The organism is Kitasatospora sp. NPDC057015, from assembly GCF_042673745.1.
In the GTDB taxonomy this organism is placed as follows: domain Bacteria; phylum Actinomycetota; class Actinomycetes; order Streptomycetales; family Streptomycetaceae; genus Kitasatospora.
In genome coordinates this window covers 34,598-49,692 of record NZ_JBHUSG010000045.1, presented here as the reverse complement: position 1 = coordinate 49,692, position 15,095 = coordinate 34,598, and the positions used below count along the sequence as shown (strand labels likewise).

Genomic DNA, 15,095 nt, shown 5'->3' with positions numbered 1-15,095 from the left:
GCCGCCCGCCTGACGTCTCTTATTCCGTGGCGGCCGGGACGCCCCCACGATGATGATGCTCGGCATGACACACGAGACCATCACCGCGGCCGCCTCGGGCACCTGGAGACTCGGTGACCTGACGGTCAACCGGATCGGCTTCGGCGCCATGCGCCTCACCCAGGACGGCCCGGCCTTCGCACCCGGTGCCACCCCGAGCGACCGCGGCCGGGCCGTCGGACTGCTGCGCCGCGCCGTCGAGCTCGGCGTCAACCACATCGACACCGCCGCCTTCTACTTCTCCTCGCTGCGCTCCGCCAACGAGCTGATCAACAGCGCCCTCGGCGGCCCCTACCCGGACGACCTCGTGATCACCACCAAGGTCGGCCCGGCCCGCGGCCCCTCGGGCGAGTGGGCGCAGCACGCCGCCACCCCGGCGGAGTTGCGCGCCCAGGTCGAGGAGAACCTGCGCCAGCTCGGCCGCGACCACCTCGACGTGGTCAACCTGCGGATCCTCGGCACCGCCCCGATCGCCGAGCGCTTCGGCGCCCTCGCCGACCTGCGCGACGCCGGACTGATCCGCCACCTGGGCCTGTCCAACATCCAGCCCGGCCACCTCGCCGAGGCCCGGGCGATCGCCCCCGTGGTCTGCGTACAGAACCCCTACGGCATCGGCGTGCGGCCCGAGCACGACACGTTGCTGCGCACCTGCGGGGAGCAGGGCGTCGCGTTCGTGCCGTTCTACTCGATCGCCGCCGCCGGACGGGAGTCGGGCGCGACCGCCCCCGAGGCCGCGGAGGTGCTCACCGTCGCCCGTGCCCACGAGGCGACGCCCGCGCAGATCCGGCTCGCCTGGACGCTGCACCGGGGCCCGCACGTGCTGGCCATCCCGGGCACCGGCAACCCGGACCACCTGGCCGCCAACGTCGCCGCCGGCGCCCTGCGCCTCTCCGCGGACGAGCTGGCCCTGCTGGACGCCCTCCACCTGCGCGGGGCGTGACCGGTGACGGACACCCCGGTGGGCACGGTCGGCGCGCTCCGGCGCTACCCCGTCAAGTCCATGCTGGGCGAGCGGATCCCCGCCGCCGAGGTGACCGACCGCGGGCTGGCGGGTGACCGGCGCCTCGCCCTGCTCGACCGGGAGACCGGCAAGGTCGCCAGCGCGAAGACCCCGCGGCTCTGGCGGTCCCTGCTCACCTGCGCGGCCGCCCTGACCGGCCCGGCCACCCGGATCACCGGTCCGGCCGGCGAGACCCTGCTGAGTACCGACGCCGGCGTCGACGACGTGCTCTCCGCGATCGTCGGCCGGCCCGTCACCCTGACCGACCGGCCGCCGGCCGGCGCCACGCTGGACCGCTCGAGACCCGAAGAGGTGCTGGGGGAGGGCCTGGACGCCGAGGTGGCGGCCGACGTCGTCCGGTTCGGCTCGGCGTCCCCGCCCGGGACGTTCTTCGACTTCGCCCCCGTCCACCTGCTGACCACCGCCACCCTGGACCGGCTGGCGGCACTGGGCCCGCGCGGCGTCGCCGAGGCGGAGCGCTACCGCCCCAACCTCGTGATCGACACCCCCGGAACGGGGTTCGTGGAGGACGGCTGGGTCGGCCGGGAGCTCCGGATCGGCGACCGCCTCGTCCTGCGGGTGGTCGCCTCCACACCGCGCTGCGCGGTGCCGACCCTCGCGCACGGCGCCCTGCCCCGGGACGCCGACGCCCTGCGCACACCGGCCGTGCACAACCGCGTCCCGGCCCTGGCCGGGCGCTCGCCGGAGCCGTGCGTCGGGGTGTACGCCCAGGTGCTGCGGCCGGGCCCGGTCCGGGAGGGCGACGACGTCCGGTTCTGACGTCCCTTCGGGCGGCCCCGTACGACAGCAGCCGCAGGCATGGCCTGCGGCTGCTGTCGCGCCGGATCGCTCCGGCGTCGTCCCGCTCGCTGTACGCGCCGGACCTCACTCCTGGTCCGGTCGCCCGCCACTCCCCGCGCAGTGGCGGCCGGCGTCAGTCGAGGTGGGTGCTCGCCACCGGCATGAAGGTGGCGTCCGGCGAGGGGAGGTACCAGAAGCAGTAGTTGCCGCGACCGTAGTAGTCGTCGCCGTAGGAGAGCAGGTACTCGCCGGTGGTGGGGCCCACGATGCCGTCGGCCCCGTTCGAGGAGGTGGCCCAGAACCGGTTCTGGAACGTCTTCACCGCGGCGAAGGTCTTCGGTCCCCACACCCCGTCCTCGTCGACGGTGGGCTGGCCGTACTGCCGGGACACGTCGTTCATCAGGTGCTGCACGCACCACACCGCGTGCGGGTTGTTGGCGTAGCCCGGGCCGACGTAGGCGGCGCCCGGCGTCGCCTGCGCGGTGCCGCTCACCCCGCCGAGCGCGAGTGCCGCCACTCCCGCCGTGAGCCCCAGCCGGGTCACGAACCTCTTCATCATCTCCGCGTACCTTTCCTCGGTAACTGACGGGACGATCTTCCAGGCCCCCGCCAACAGGGCTCCAACAGACCGCCAACCGCCGGCCAACGCCCCGTGATGTCCGCCGCGGCCGCCGCTGACCGGCGGTCCCGACCGAGTCCGACGCGGGCGCGCCGGGCAGCGCGGAGCCCCCGGCACCTGGTGGTGTCCGGGGGCCCGTTCCGTCAGCCGTCAGCCGTCGGTCGTCAGCTGTCGGCCGGCTTCAGCGTCAGCGAGATGCTGTTGATGCAGTAGCGCTGGTCGGTCGGCGTCCCGTAGCCCTCGCCCTCGAAGACGTGGCCGAGGTGGCCGCCGCAGGCGGCGCAGCGGACCTCGACGCGGCGCATGCCGAGGGTGGTGTCCTCGATGTACTGGACCCGGTCCTCGGCGAGCGGGGCGTAGTACGAGGGCCAGCCGTGGGTGATTCACAGTGTGCTGATGGTGTGAGCCGGCGCCGCACCCATGGCGCAGCTGTACGAGCAGGCCCACGTCCACCACTTCAGCCTGGCCTGCCTGTACGCCGAGTTGGAGGAGCAGATGACCCCGTTGTCGGCCAGGGCGAGACCGAGGGCTCCCCGGATCTGCTCGACTCCATGGTCTGGGCGTTGTAAGACCTCTTCCTCGATCCGGCTATGCCGCGCACTCACGATAGTAGACGGCTTGCCGGTGGGCACTGAGCGAAGGTTAGAGAACAGGAATCGCAAAGAAGAGAATGCCGACAAGGTTAGCTAGAGTTCCTAAGATGAAGATTGGATCCTTTATCTTCTTTCGCTTCTTGGCTTCGTATCGGCTGGGATTTGTTCGGGTGTAAACCCAGGCGAATAATAGAAGACCAAAAACAAGAGATGCGCAGCAAAAGAAGGCGGATCTCCAGCTGAAGCTGAAGGCGGAGATGGCAAAGCTGACGATGGGGGATACTACTGTCCCGAAGGCTGTAGAGATGTCGATGCCCCAGCTGACGAGATGTGCGAGCTGAGGTGGCCGGAGGTTTACGGGAAGCCGCAAAATGTCTGCGTCAGCTAAGGCAGCAAGTCGCTCCTTACGTACCCAATTTGCAGCTCGCTTGGCCGCCGCCTCTGTCCAAAGTGATCCGCTTACGTGCAGTGCCAAGCTGGCAGTGAAGGAGGCAGCTGTTGCTAATGCTGACGCATCCTCCGGCTTCACGAGAGGTTCACGCGGAGGACGAGGTTTGCATATGACTCTCTAAATATTTGAGCAGCTGGGCTTGATACTTTAACCGTGACTTTTTGGTAGCCGGCCGAAGGTATCGGGGCCCCGGCATGTCTGATCTCTTCTTCAAGATTAACCGAAGGTGGGTCGCTCACAAATGGCCGCAGGTCAAATTCAAGGTCTCCCCATTCCTTCCCGGCCTTGTAAAGTAGCGGTCCGGTGCCGTAGCACTCGGCTTTGAATTTAACCCCTACCTCGCCTACGGCATAGTTCGTTAATGAGACGCGATGGTGGCACGTATCCCCAGCTCGCATTGACGATCCACTGCAGTCAATCTCGGTTGTTGTCTCTATTTCATAGAGATTCGATGATTTGTCGCTTATGGTCATGAGAACCAATCCTCGACGTGCAGTAATTCCCCCGTGGGAATTCGATGTAGCATTCCGCTGGCATTGTCGATGATTTGCGCGGAGAGCTGAGAAATTGTTTTTGTGCCAGTATTGGCCAGAAAGGCCACCATGGTGGTCGCGTCGAACGCATCTGCGATGATCCCGAGCTGGCTTGGGGCCTCCTCTCTGGCGGCCTGCCATGTGATTGCAAGGTGGGGGAAGTTCACCCGAGCGAATAGGATGGACTCGGGCTCTTTTGATGTTAGTCGAAGTAGCTCCCGCAGGCGTAGTCGTTGGTGTCCATCTTTCCCAGCAATCAAAGCAATGGTGGAAATCGGGCGCGCCTCCGATGCCTCGCTGATTGTGTGATAGATGATGCTTCCGATCGCCTCGGCGCCGCAGGTCGTTGACCACAGGAATGAGCAGCTGTCATCAAATACTCCAACCGAAACAAAATCGTCGTCAGACCCTTCTGCGAAATACGCTGTTGTTCGACCTGTGACTGGCCGCTTCTTGAGCGGTTTCGGCAGGGTCATCCCTTCGAGCTCGCCCTCAGCGGCAATGGTCTTGGCGGACGGGGCTGGACCGGCCACGAAACGCTCGAAAGCAGCCTGGGTGAAGATCACATCGTCTGAGACAAGTACGTCGTAGGTGTTCAGTTGACCGACGTGCAGGATGTGCACGTTCGGCAAGTTGCGAGCGGACTTAATCCCCAGCTCGTCGTCGCGCTCGACGACCAGGAGGACCCTCTTGCGTTCGGTGATCATGCCGAACAGGCGTCTGGCGGCCTTGGTCGATGGCGCCTCGGTCGCCGTTACAGCGGTGACGACGTGGATGCGGTTATGGCAAGCCCGGTCGGTGAGCGCACCGCGTAGGGCGGCGGCAATCATCTTCTTCGGGGTCCGCTGTGAGTAGTCACGCGGCTTCGGGCCGTGGACAACGCCACCGCCGATGAACTGCGGCGCGCGGGTCGAGCCCTGACGGGCGCGACCGGTACCTTTCTGGCGGTACGGTTTGCGGCCGCCGCCTCGGACCTCGCCACGACGCTTTGTCGAGTGGGTGCCCTGACGGGCGTCCGCGAGCTGAGCGACAACGACCTGGTGCATCAGCGGAATGCTGACCTTGGCGTCGAAGATCTCAGCGGGCAGCGTAACGCTGCCGGTCTTGTCGCCCGAGGGCGACAGGATGTCAACAGCCGTAGTGCCCACCGTCTTTGAAGCTTGATCCGCCGCGAACCGGATGCTGGTGCTCATCTTTGAGTCAGTCCTTCCGCTGAGCCGCCACGCGCGCCAAGGGATAGCGCTGCTCGTCGGCGGCAGCGCGGAAGTACACGTCGCGGCGTGGCGAGCCAACAACGCACCGTTTCTATCGTCACCTCGCATCACGTCCAGTCGCACGTTGGAGGACCGCGATGGGCTTAGCGAGTGGGCAACTCCACCCAGAAGGAGGCCCCAGGGAGCCGTAAGCTACTGCCCGGCGTGGGGCCGACTGTCTGGAGGGGCACTGCGGGCCTGTGCTCTCTTGTGATCGACGCCTGGACCTGGCTGAACTATAAGGACGCGATGGACGATCCCTAGCGTCCGGGAGTCGGCGCCCTCCCTGGGCTGGCCGCCACGTGGCTGCTGGAGCGAGACTGCGGCGTCCCGGAAGAATCCGGTGCAAGGACGCTTTGCGGGCTCGATACGGCCGCGATGCAGCATGCACCGTACCGGCGGCGGGTCCCCGAGCAACCGTGGTACCCAACCGGCGTTGCAGGGAGTGTGATGCCGTCCTCCGCAGCATTTGAGCCAGCTGCTTGCCGCTCGGTCACGCGGGACGGATGCAGCCCCCGGAACTTCGTGTCGTCGCCGGGGGCTGCCCGCTGCCTCAATCCTCGATGGGCTTGAGCGTCAGCGAGATGCTGTTGATGCAGTAGCGCTGGTCGGTCGGCGTCCCGTAGCCCTCGCCCTCGAAGACGTGGCCGAGGTGGCCGCCGCAGGCGGCGCAGCGGACCTCGACGCGGCGCATGCCGAGGGTGGTGTCCTCGATGTACTGGACCCGGTCCTCGGCGAGCGGGGCGTAGTACGAGGGCCAGCCGCAGTGGCTGTCGAACTTGGTCTCCGAGCTGAAGAGCTCGGCTCCGCAGGCGCGACAGCCGTAGACGCCGACGGTCTTGGTGTCGGTGTACTCGCCGACGAACGGGCGCTCCGTCCCGGCCTCGCGGAGCACGTGGTACTCCGCGGGGCTGAGCTGCTCGCGCCATTCGGCGTCGGTCTTCTCGATCTTGTAGCTCACGGCGTGCTCCCGGTCGGTCGGGCGTCGGCGAGGGTGCCGACGTCAGGCGTTGGTTGCAACGTTCGCGAGGTGCTTCAGGATTTCCGGGCCGAGGTTGGTGACGTCGCCGGCGCCCATGGTGAGCAGCAGGTCGCCCGGCCGGGCGAGGCCCGCGAGCAGGGCGGGTGCGGCGTCGAAGGCGTGCTCGGCGGTGACCTCGGCGCCGGCTCGGTGCGCGGCGTCGATGATCAGCTCGCTGGTGACGCCGGGGATCGGGTCCTCGCGGGCGGGGTAGATGTCCAGGACGACGGAGGCGTCGGCGAGGGCGAGGGACTGGCCCATCTCCTCGGCCAGCTGCTGGGTGCGGCTGAACAGGTGCGGCTGGAAGACGACCAGGACGCGGCCGGCGCCGTCCAGGCCCTCCCGGACGGCTTCGAGGTCGGCGGTCATCTCGGTCGGGTGGTGGGCGTAGGAGTCGATCACCTGGACGCCGCCGGCCTCGCCCTTGAGCTGGAGCCGGCGCCGGACGCCGGTGTAGGTGCCGAGCGCCTTGGCGAGGTCGCCGGCGGGGACGCCCAGCGCGGCGCCGGCGGCGAGCGCGGCGACGGCGTTGTGCGCGTAGTGCCGGCCGGGGACGGAGACCGTGAAGGTGAGCTCGGCGCCGTCGAGCAGGACGGTGACCTCGCTGGTCATGCCGCGGGCGGCGACCGAGAGCACGCGCACGGTGGCGTCCTCGGCGGCGCCGACGGTGACGATGTTCAGGCCCTCGCGGCTGGCCAGCCGGGAGGTGAGCTCGCGGGCGCCGGCGTGGTCGGCGGAGATCACCAGGGTGCCGCCGGGGGTGATCCGCCCGGCGAAGGTCTCGAAGGACTCGTAGATCTCCTCGATCGAGGCGTAGTTCGCGTGGTGGTCGAGCTCCACGTTGAGGACGATGGCGACCTCGGGGGCGTACTTGTGGAAGCTGCGGTCGCTCTCGTCGGCCTCGGCGACGAAGATCTCGCCGGTGCCGTGGTGGGCGTTGCTGCCGGGGGCGTCGAGGTCGCCGCCGATGGCGTACGAGGGGTCGAGGCCGAGCTCGGCGAGGCTGACGGCGAGCATGCTGGTGGTGGTGGTCTTGCCGTGGGTGCCGGCGACGGCGAGGGCGCGCCGGCCGCCCATCAGGGCGGCGAGGGCGTCGGAGCGGTGCACCACGGGGATGCCGCGCTCGCGGGCCGCGGCCATTTCGGGGTTGTCCTCGCGGATGGCGCTGGAGACGACCACGCTGCTGACGCCGGCGGGGACGTTCTCGGCGGCGTGGCCGACGTGGACCCGGGCGCCGAGCTCCCGCAGGGCGAGGACGGTCTCGGACTCCCTGGAGTCGCTGCCGGAGACCTGGGCGCCGCGGACGGCGAGGATCTTCGCCAGTCCGGACATGCCGGCCCCGCCGATGCCGATGAAGTGCGGGGCGTGCAGGTCGTGTGCGGCGTCGTTCAAGGCGGGGCTCCGTACGGGCTGGGGCGGCAGGGGGGCGACGTGGGCGAATCGTCCTCGCGGACCGGTCGCGTGGACCGGCCGCAAGGACGATTCTGCACCACCGGGGGAGTGGGTCAGGAGTCGCTGGCGAACAGTCGCAGGACCGGTACTCCCACCTTGTGCCGGGCCTGGGAGGCCCAGTCGCGGTGGAAGAACTCCTCGACGAAGTGCGGGGAGGTGAGGACCACCACCTCGTCCGCGGCGTTGTCCTCGACGACCGAGCGCAGGTGGTCGAGGGGCTTCTCCTCGACGAGTTCGCCGACGGCGTCGGCGCCCGCCTCGCGCAGGTGGCGCAGGCTGTGCTCCAGCGACTCGCTGGCGAGGGTGGGGGTGGTGGACGACTCGTCGTGCTCGTGCACCACCTTGTCCAGGTGTCCGAGGGCCACGTCGTCGAGGGCGCGGAGCAGCTCGTCCTGCTTGCCTCGCGGCTGCATCAGGACGATGAAGGAGACCTTCTCCTCACTGTGGAGCGTGGTGACGAGTTCCACATCGGCGTCGGAGAGTGCCTTCTCGATCATCAGTACTGTTTTGAACACGTGAGTCCCTTCCAGTGGCAGGCCCCCGGGTCCGGCGTCCAGTCCCATAGTGCCCGGAGGAAGCTTTCCTCACGCTGCACACGCGGCACAGGTGCCACAGGGGAGCTGGATCACAGACCCTGCGGACGCAGGTAGCGGGTGAAGAGGAAACCTTTCTGCTCGATCAATGACACCAGTCGCATCCGCTGCACGTCCGGCATTTGCGCACCGTGGACTATGCGCGGCGCATCGCCACCGGTGATCAGCGGCGCCACCGAGAGGCACAGCTCGTCCAGCAGCCCGTCGGCGGCGAGCTGCCCCAGCAGCCGCGGGCCGCCCTCGCTGAGCAGCCTGGTCCAGCCCCGTGCGGCGAGGGCCGCCACCGCCGCCGGCAGGTCCACCGAGCCCCGGCCGGCGAGCACCAGGTCGGCCACCCGCCCGACCGCCGCGCGGGCCTGTGCCGGGGCGTCCTCGGTGGTCACCACCACCGTCCTGACCAGCGGCTCGGTGAAGAGCGGGGCCGCGAGGTCGAGCTCCAGCGAGCGGCTGACGATCGCGATCACCGGCGCCGGCGGCTGCCCGGCCGCCTTCCGCGCGGCCGCGAACTCGGCCCGCGCCCGGGCCGGCCGGTACCCCTCGGCGCGGACGGTCTGCGCCCCCACCAGCACCACGTCGGACAGCGCCCGCAGCACCCCGAAGATCCGCTTGTCGGCGTCCCCCGACAGCCCCTCGGAGAGCCCCTCCAGGCGCGCGCCGCCGTCCAGCCCGGCCACCATGTTGGCCCGCAACCACGGCCGGCCGTGATTCACCTGGTCGGGGTACGCGTAGACGGCCGCGAGCGACTCCAGGGACGCCGGGTCGAGCGGCGCGGTGCCGGCCGCGGGCGGGGGGAGGGGGCTGATCAGCTGCTGCATGAGAGCCAGTCTTCCACCAGGCGTACCCTCTACTAACGTGCCCGCAGCCTCCCGCCCCGACGCCATAGCCGCCCCGGACCTGGTCCCGAACCCGACCGGCGACCGCACCGCGACCCCCGTGCCCGCCGCCGGACCGGTCGCGCTGACCGACCGCCGACCGGTCGTGCCGGCCGAGCGGCTGGTCGCCGAGATGGTCCCGCCGCCGAGGTTCTCCGACGTCAGCTTCGGCAGCTACAACCCGGACCCGACGCAGCCCAGCCAGTACGAGGCCGTGCAGGTCCTGGAGGAGTTCGCGGCCACCCTCAACGCCGGGAGCGCCGCACCGAAGCGCAGCTGGTTCCGCCGTACCGCGCCCGTCCCGGCCGGCCCGTCCGGGGTCTACCTGGACGGCGGCTACGGCGTCGGCAAGACCCACCTGCTCGCCTCGCTCTGGCACGCCACCCCCGGCCCGAAGGCCTTCGGCACCTTCGTCGAGCTGACCAACCTGGTCGGCGCGCTGGGCTTCCAGCAGGCCGTCCAGACGCTGTCCGGGCACCGGCTGCTCTGCATCGACGAGTTCGAGCTGGACGATCCGGGTGACACCGTCCTGGTGTCCACCCTGCTCGCCCGGCTGGTCGAGAACGGCGTCAAGCTCGCCGCGACCTCCAACACGCTCCCCGACAAGCTCGGCGAGGGCCGGTTCGCGGCCACCGACTTCCTGCGCGAGATCCAGGGCCTGGCCGCGCACTTCCGCCCGCTGCGGATCGACGGCCAGGACTACCGCCACCGCGGCCTGCCCGAGGCCCCGCCGCCGTACACCGACGAGGCCGTCGAGGCGGCCGCGGCGCGTACGGCGGGTGCCTCGCTCGACGGCTTCGACGCGCTGCTGGCGCACCTCTCCGTCGTCCACCCCAGCCGGTACGGCGCGTTGCTGGACGACGTCCGGGCGGTCTTCCTGCGCGGGGTCAAGCCGGTGGAGGACCAGTCCACCGCCCTGCGACTGGTGGTGCTCGCGGACCGGATGTACGACCGGGAGCTGCCGATCACCGCCTCCGGCATCCCCTTCGACCAGGTGTTCTCCGCGGAGATGCTGCGCGGCGGCTACCGGAAGAAGTACCTGCGGGCGGTCTCCCGGCTGGTCGCGCTGGCGCGCGACAGCGCCAAGGTGGGGTAGCTCCGCCCGTCCCGCGGGTCGGCCGCCCGCCGCCGTCAGTGCGACGGTCCGCCGGTCGCCCCGGTCGCCCCGGTCGCCCCGGTCGCCCCGGTCGCCCCGGTCGCGTCCCGCGGCGGCTCGGCGAGCGCTTCGAGCATCCTCGTGGCCAGCTCCGCCACCTCGGCGTGCGGCGCCGCGCCGAGGGTGTCGAAGGCGCCGGCCGACCTGGCCAGCGCGATGCCGGCGACCGCGGCGACCGCGAGTTCGGCCCGCAGCCGGGCCCGGTCGGCGCCGGAGCGCTCCAGCCGCTGCTCCAGCGGTCCGGTGAGCCGGGCCGCCAGGGCCGCCCGGGCGGCCCGCTGGACGACCTGGTCGTCGTGCGGGCGGACGGCGGCCTGCAGCACGGGGCCGGGCCCGACCCGGTCGAGCTTGGCGAGCACCTCGTCCAGCCGGCCGGGGGCGAGGAGGTCGGCGGCCGGGGCCTCGTGGTCCTGCTCGCTGTGCAGCGCGGCCACGTAGAGCGCCGCCTTGCTGCCGAAGTAGCGCGCGATCAGGGCCGGGTCCACCCCGGCCTGCTCGCCGATCTCCCGGACGGTCGTCCGCTCGTAGCCGCGCTCGCCGAACAGGGCCCGCGCGGCGTCCAGCAGCGCCCGGCGGCTGCCCTGGGCGTCGCGGCGGCGGGGCGCGGCCGCCGCGGCCGGGTCGGTGTCCGTCATCGGGCCTCCAGGCCGTCCGCGGGGGCGCGTCCGGGCCGGCTGCCGTCCTGGCCGTGCCCCTCGCCGCCGCCCGGCACGCTGCCGGTGGCCCCGGCGGTGACCCTACCGGTGGCCTGCGCCGCGGTGGCGGAGCGGGCGCCGGCGGCGGCGCCGTCCGCGTCCGCACCGGTGGCCTGCGCCGTGTCCTGCCGCCGGCCCGCCTGCTGCTCGTCACCCTGCTCCTGCCCGCCCTGCTCCTGCCCGCTCTGCTGCAAGGCGCCCTGCTCCTGCCCACCCTGCTGCCGGCCGGCCGGCAGCCGTCCGGGCAGCAGCAGGGCGGCCAGGCCGGCGAACACCCAGACGCCGATCCCGACGGCGGTCGCCGCGGTGTAGCCGCTCTCGGCCGGCAACCGGGCGGGCGGGGTGGTGTGGGCGGTCAGGATGCCGGCGCTGAGCGCGCTGCCGATCGAGCCGCCGATCACCCGCAGCACCTGGTTGACGCCCAGCGCGCTGCCGGTCTCGGCCGGCGGCACGGCGCTGACGATGAACGCGGGCATGGCCGCGAAGGTGCAGCCCACCCCCAGCCCGGCGATCGCCATCAGCAGGAAGATCTCCCAGAGGCCGGAGCGGGCGAAGCAGAAGACCAGCATCGCCGCGACGAAGGCCAGCGAGCCGGCCGGCATCACCGCCCGGGCGCCGAACCGCCGGCCGATCAGCGGTGCCAGCCGGCTGGCGCCCACGCTGGCCACCGAGAACGGCAGCAGGGTCAGCGCCGCGACCACCACGGACCGGCCGAGCCCGTAGCCGGTGGAGACCGGCGTCTGCACCAGGCGGATGACCAGCGACATCAGGAAGTACATGCCGACGCCGGCGACCAGCCCGGTGACGTCGGCGGTCAGGACGGCGCGGTTGCGCAGCAGCCTCAGCGCGACCAGCGGGTACGGGGTGCGCAGCTCGTGCAGGGCCCAGGCGCCGAGCGCCGCCACGGCGGTGCCGGCGGCGGCCAGCAGCCGGGTCGAGGTCCACCCCCACTGGCCGCCCTCGCTCAGGGCCACCAGCAGCGCGGCCAGGCCGAGGCCGAGCAGGACGGCGCCGGGGGCGTCCAGCCGGCGGTGCGGGCGGTGCGTGCTGGCGGGCAGGACGAGGGCGGCGGCGGTGAGCACGGTGGCGCCGGCCGCGGCGGCGGCCCAGAACGCGGCGTGGAAGCCGAGGTGCTGGGCGATCAGGCCGGTCAGCGGGTAGCCGAGTCCGACGCCAGCCACGGTGGTGACGGACAGGGTGGCGACGGCGGAGCGGGCCCGCGCGGCGGGCAGGTGGTCGCGGGCGACGCTCATGGCCAGCGGGGTCAGGCCCAGGCCGATTCCCTGCAGCGCGCGGCCCGCCAGCAGCAGCGGGAACCCGCCGGGCAGGGCGGCGAGCAGGCAGCCGGCCGTGATCAGGGACAGCGCGGTGAGGATCACCCGCCGCCGGTGCGGCCCGTCGCCGAGCCGGCTCAGCACGGGGGTGGCGACGGCGCCGGCCAGCAGCGTGATGGTCAGGGACCACTGCGCGCCGCCGAGCGAGACGCCGTAGTCGGCGGCGACGGTCGGGACGAGTGGTGCGCCGAGGCTGCTGACCACGGCCACGACCATGCCGAGGAAGACCAGGACGGGGACCAGGGCCCGGCCGCGGGGGGTCCGCGGGTCGGCCATGACCGGCGCGGAGGCGGTGGCGGGGCGCACGAGGGCTCCTTGTCATCAAGTGATGTCATCACATGATGACACGCCCCTCCGGGCAGCCGGAAGGGCGTCGGGCCCGGTCCGGCCGGCCGCGACCGCCCGCCGCCGACGCCCCCGGCCGGCCCCGGCGGGCCCCCGGCCGCCCGGCCCGCCCGGAACCGCGACGGATTGTCGGTGGCTGGCCGTACGGTGGTGGCGTGCGACCCATCACGAGCATTGAGCGGACAGTGGCGCCCTTCGAGGTCGTCAGCCCCTACCAGCCCAACGGCGACCAGCCCGCGGCGATCGCCGAGCTGGAGCGCCGCATCCGTGCCGGCGAGCAGGACGTCGTCCTGCTGGGAGCCACCGGCACCGGCAAGTCGGCGACCACCGCCTGGATGATCGAGAAGCTCCAGCGGCCCACCCTGGTGATGGCGCCGAACAAGACCCTGGCCGCCCAGCTCGCCAACGAGTTCCGCGAGCTTCTCCCCAACAACGCCGTCGAGTACTTCGTCTCGTACTACGACTACTACCAGCCCGAGGCGTACGTCCCGCAGACGGACACCTACATCGAGAAGGACTCCTCGATCAACGAGGAGGTCGAGCGCCTGCGCCACTCCGCGACCAACTCGCTGCTCACCCGGCGGGACGTGGTCGTGGTCGCCTCCGTCTCCTGCATCTACGGCCTCGGCACGCCGCAGGAGTACGTCGACCGCATGGTCCAGCTCAAGGTCGGCGAGGAGATCGACCGGGACGTCCTGCTGCGCCGCTTCGTCGACATCCAGTACTCCCGCAACGACCTGGCGTTCGCCCGCGGCACCTTCCGGGTGCGCGGGGACACCATCGAGATCTTCCCGGTGTACGAGGAGCTGGCCGTCCGGATCGAGATGTTCGGGGACGAGATCGAGGCGCTCTACACCCTGCACCCGCTCACCGGCGAGATCATCAGCCAGGACGAGTCCGTCCACGTCTTCCCCGCCTCGCACTACGTGGCCGGCCCGGAGCGGATGGAGCGGGCGGTCAACGGCATCGAGCAGGAGCTGGAGCTGACGCTCGCCCGGATGGAGAAGCAGGGCAAGCTGCTGGAGGCCCAGCGGCTGCGGATGCGCACCACCTACGACATCGAGATGCTCCGCCAGATCGGCACCTGCTCCGGCGTCGAGAACTACTCGATGCACTTCGACGGCCGCGAGCCGGGCACCGCCCCCAACACCCTGCTCGACTACTTCCCGGAGGACTTCCTCCTGGTGATCGACGAGTCGCACGTCACCGTCCCGCAGATCGGCGCGATGTACGAGGGCGACGCCTCCCGCAAGCGCACCCTGGTGGAGCACGGCTTCCGGCTGCCCTCGGCGATGGACAACCGCCCGCTGAAGTGGGAGGAGTTCCTGGAGCGCACCGGCCAGACGGTCTACCTCTCCGCGACCCCCGGCAAGTACGAGCTGTCCCGCGGCGACGGCGTGGTCGAGCAGATCATCCGCCCGACCGGCCTGATCGACCCCGAGATCGTGGTCAAGCCCACCGAGGGCCAGATCGACGACCTGGTGCACGAGGTGCGCAAGCGGGTCGAGCGCAACGAGCGGGTGCTGGTCACCACCCTCACCAAGAAGATGTCCGAGGACCTCACCGACTACATGCTCGGCCTCGACATCCGGGTCCGGTACCTGCACAGCGACATCGACACCCTGCGCCGGGTCGAGCTGCTGCGCGAGCTGCGGGCCGGCGAGTACGACGTGCTGGTCGGCATCAACCTGCTCCGGGAGGGCCTCGACCTGCCCGAGGTCTCGCTGGTGGCGATCCTGGACGCGGACAAGGAGGGCTTCCTGCGCTCCGGCACCTCGCTGATCCAGACCATCGGCCGGGCCGCCCGCAACGTCTCCGGCCAGGTCCACATGTACGCGGACCGGATCACCCCGGCGATGGAGAAGGCCATCGACGAGACCAACCGCCGCCGCGAGGTCCAGCAGGCGTACAACACCGAGCACGGCATCGACCCGCAGCCGCTCCGGAAGAAGATCGGCGACATCCTCGACACCCTCAGCCGCGAGGAGATCGACACCGAGGAGCTGCTCTCCACCGGCTACCGGGGCAGCGGCAAGGGCAAGGCCCCGGTGCCCGCCCTGGGCGCGGACCGCAAGCCCGCCAAGAACCTGCCCGCCACCGAGCTGGCCGACCTGATCCAGCAGCTGACCGACCGGATGCACGCGGCGGCCACCGACCTGCAGTTCGAGGTCGCGGCGCGGATCCGGGACGAGGTCAAGGAGCTGAAGCGGGAGCTGCGGCAGATGCGCGAGGCGGGGATGGCCTGAGGCCGTCCGGCGGGGTCGATGCCCGGGGTGTCCCGGGCTTGGCACAAACGGGTCGGTCCTGCGTGGCGCCGAGACCCTCAGGGCCTAGGCTG

The 15,095-nt window shown here is 71.0% G+C and carries 12 protein-coding genes and 2 pseudogenes; 4 read left to right on the top strand and 10 right to left on the bottom strand.

The features are described from left to right. The first annotated feature begins 64 nt into the window (after positions 1-64). Together ACFTWP_RS32035 and ACFTWP_RS32030 are read left to right on the top strand one after the other, a co-directional pair. Complete coding sequence (locus ACFTWP_RS32035) at positions 65-979, top strand: aldo/keto reductase (RefSeq protein WP_380268465.1); 915 nt, start codon at positions 65-67, stop codon at positions 977-979. Between the two features lie 60 nt (positions 980-1,039). Next, entirely contained in the window at positions 1,040-1,819 is a 780-nt protein-coding gene (locus ACFTWP_RS32030; protein ID WP_380268498.1) for an MOSC domain-containing protein, read from the top strand. A 154-nt stretch (positions 1,820-1,973) separates the two neighbouring features. Here the strand turns inward: ACFTWP_RS32030 and ACFTWP_RS32025 are convergent, their stop codons facing one another. The 8 genes and pseudogenes from ACFTWP_RS32025 to ACFTWP_RS31990 form a co-directional block, all read right to left on the bottom strand. After that, positions 1,974-2,399, bottom strand: a complete 426-nt coding sequence (locus ACFTWP_RS32025) for a peptidoglycan-binding protein (protein ID WP_380268464.1) — start codon at positions 2,397-2,399, stop codon at positions 1,974-1,976. Between the two features lie 224 nt (positions 2,400-2,623). Continuing rightward, a pseudogene (locus tag ACFTWP_RS32020) lies at positions 2,624-2,833 on the bottom strand (peptide-methionine (R)-S-oxide reductase); the annotation flags it as partial. A 744-nt stretch (positions 2,834-3,577) separates the two neighbouring features. After that, positions 3,578-3,976, bottom strand: coding sequence for a hypothetical protein (locus tag ACFTWP_RS32015; protein WP_380268463.1), 399 nt, complete (start codon positions 3,974-3,976; stop codon positions 3,578-3,580). A gap of 563 nt (positions 3,977-4,539) precedes the next feature. Beyond that, positions 4,540-5,229 (bottom strand): annotated as a pseudogene (gene rplD, locus ACFTWP_RS32010) (50S ribosomal protein L4); the annotation flags it as partial. Between the two features lie 613 nt (positions 5,230-5,842). Next, positions 5,843-6,250, bottom strand: a complete 408-nt coding sequence (msrB, locus tag ACFTWP_RS32005; RefSeq protein WP_380268462.1) for a peptide-methionine (R)-S-oxide reductase MsrB — start codon at positions 6,248-6,250, stop codon at positions 5,843-5,845. Between the two features lie 42 nt (positions 6,251-6,292). Beyond that, positions 6,293-7,702 (bottom strand): UDP-N-acetylmuramate--L-alanine ligase, encoded by a 1,410-nt coding sequence (murC, locus tag ACFTWP_RS32000; RefSeq protein WP_380268461.1) that lies wholly within the window; start codon positions 7,700-7,702, stop codon positions 6,293-6,295. Between the two features lie 113 nt (positions 7,703-7,815). Beyond that, a complete protein-coding gene (locus ACFTWP_RS31995; RefSeq protein ID WP_380268460.1) occupies positions 7,816-8,277 on the bottom strand; it encodes an indole-3-glycerol phosphate synthase in 462 nt (153 codons plus the stop codon). Positions 8,278-8,387: 110 nt separating this feature from the next. Next, positions 8,388-9,170, bottom strand: a complete 783-nt coding sequence (locus ACFTWP_RS31990; RefSeq protein ID WP_380268458.1) for a pyrimidine reductase family protein — start codon at positions 9,168-9,170, stop codon at positions 8,388-8,390. A gap of 79 nt (positions 9,171-9,249) precedes the next feature. On the opposite strand from ACFTWP_RS31990, the gene zapE reads away from it, so the two are divergent. Further along, the gene (gene zapE, locus ACFTWP_RS31985) at positions 9,250-10,323 is read left to right on the top strand and encodes a cell division protein ZapE (protein ID WP_380268497.1); all 1,074 of its coding nucleotides are present in this window, start codon (positions 9,250-9,252) and stop codon (positions 10,321-10,323) included. 35 nt (positions 10,324-10,358) lie between these two features. On the opposite strand, the gene ACFTWP_RS31980 is transcribed toward zapE, so the two are convergent. Then, complete coding sequence (locus ACFTWP_RS31980; RefSeq protein WP_380268457.1) at positions 10,359-11,018, bottom strand: TetR family transcriptional regulator; 660 nt, start codon at positions 11,016-11,018, stop codon at positions 10,359-10,361. Further along, on the bottom strand, positions 11,015-12,718 hold the full coding sequence (locus ACFTWP_RS31975) for an MFS transporter (protein ID WP_380268456.1): 1,704 nt from the start codon (positions 12,716-12,718) through the stop codon (positions 11,015-11,017). Before ACFTWP_RS31975 ends, ACFTWP_RS31980 begins: the two co-directional genes overlap by 4 nt. Before the next feature lie 194 nt (positions 12,719-12,912). Here ACFTWP_RS31975 and uvrB point away from each other — a divergent pair, with 194 nt between their 5' ends. Then, entirely contained in the window at positions 12,913-15,003 is a 2,091-nt protein-coding gene (gene uvrB / locus ACFTWP_RS31970) for an excinuclease ABC subunit UvrB (protein ID WP_380268455.1), read from the top strand. The last annotated feature ends 92 nt before the right edge of the window (positions 15,004-15,095 follow it).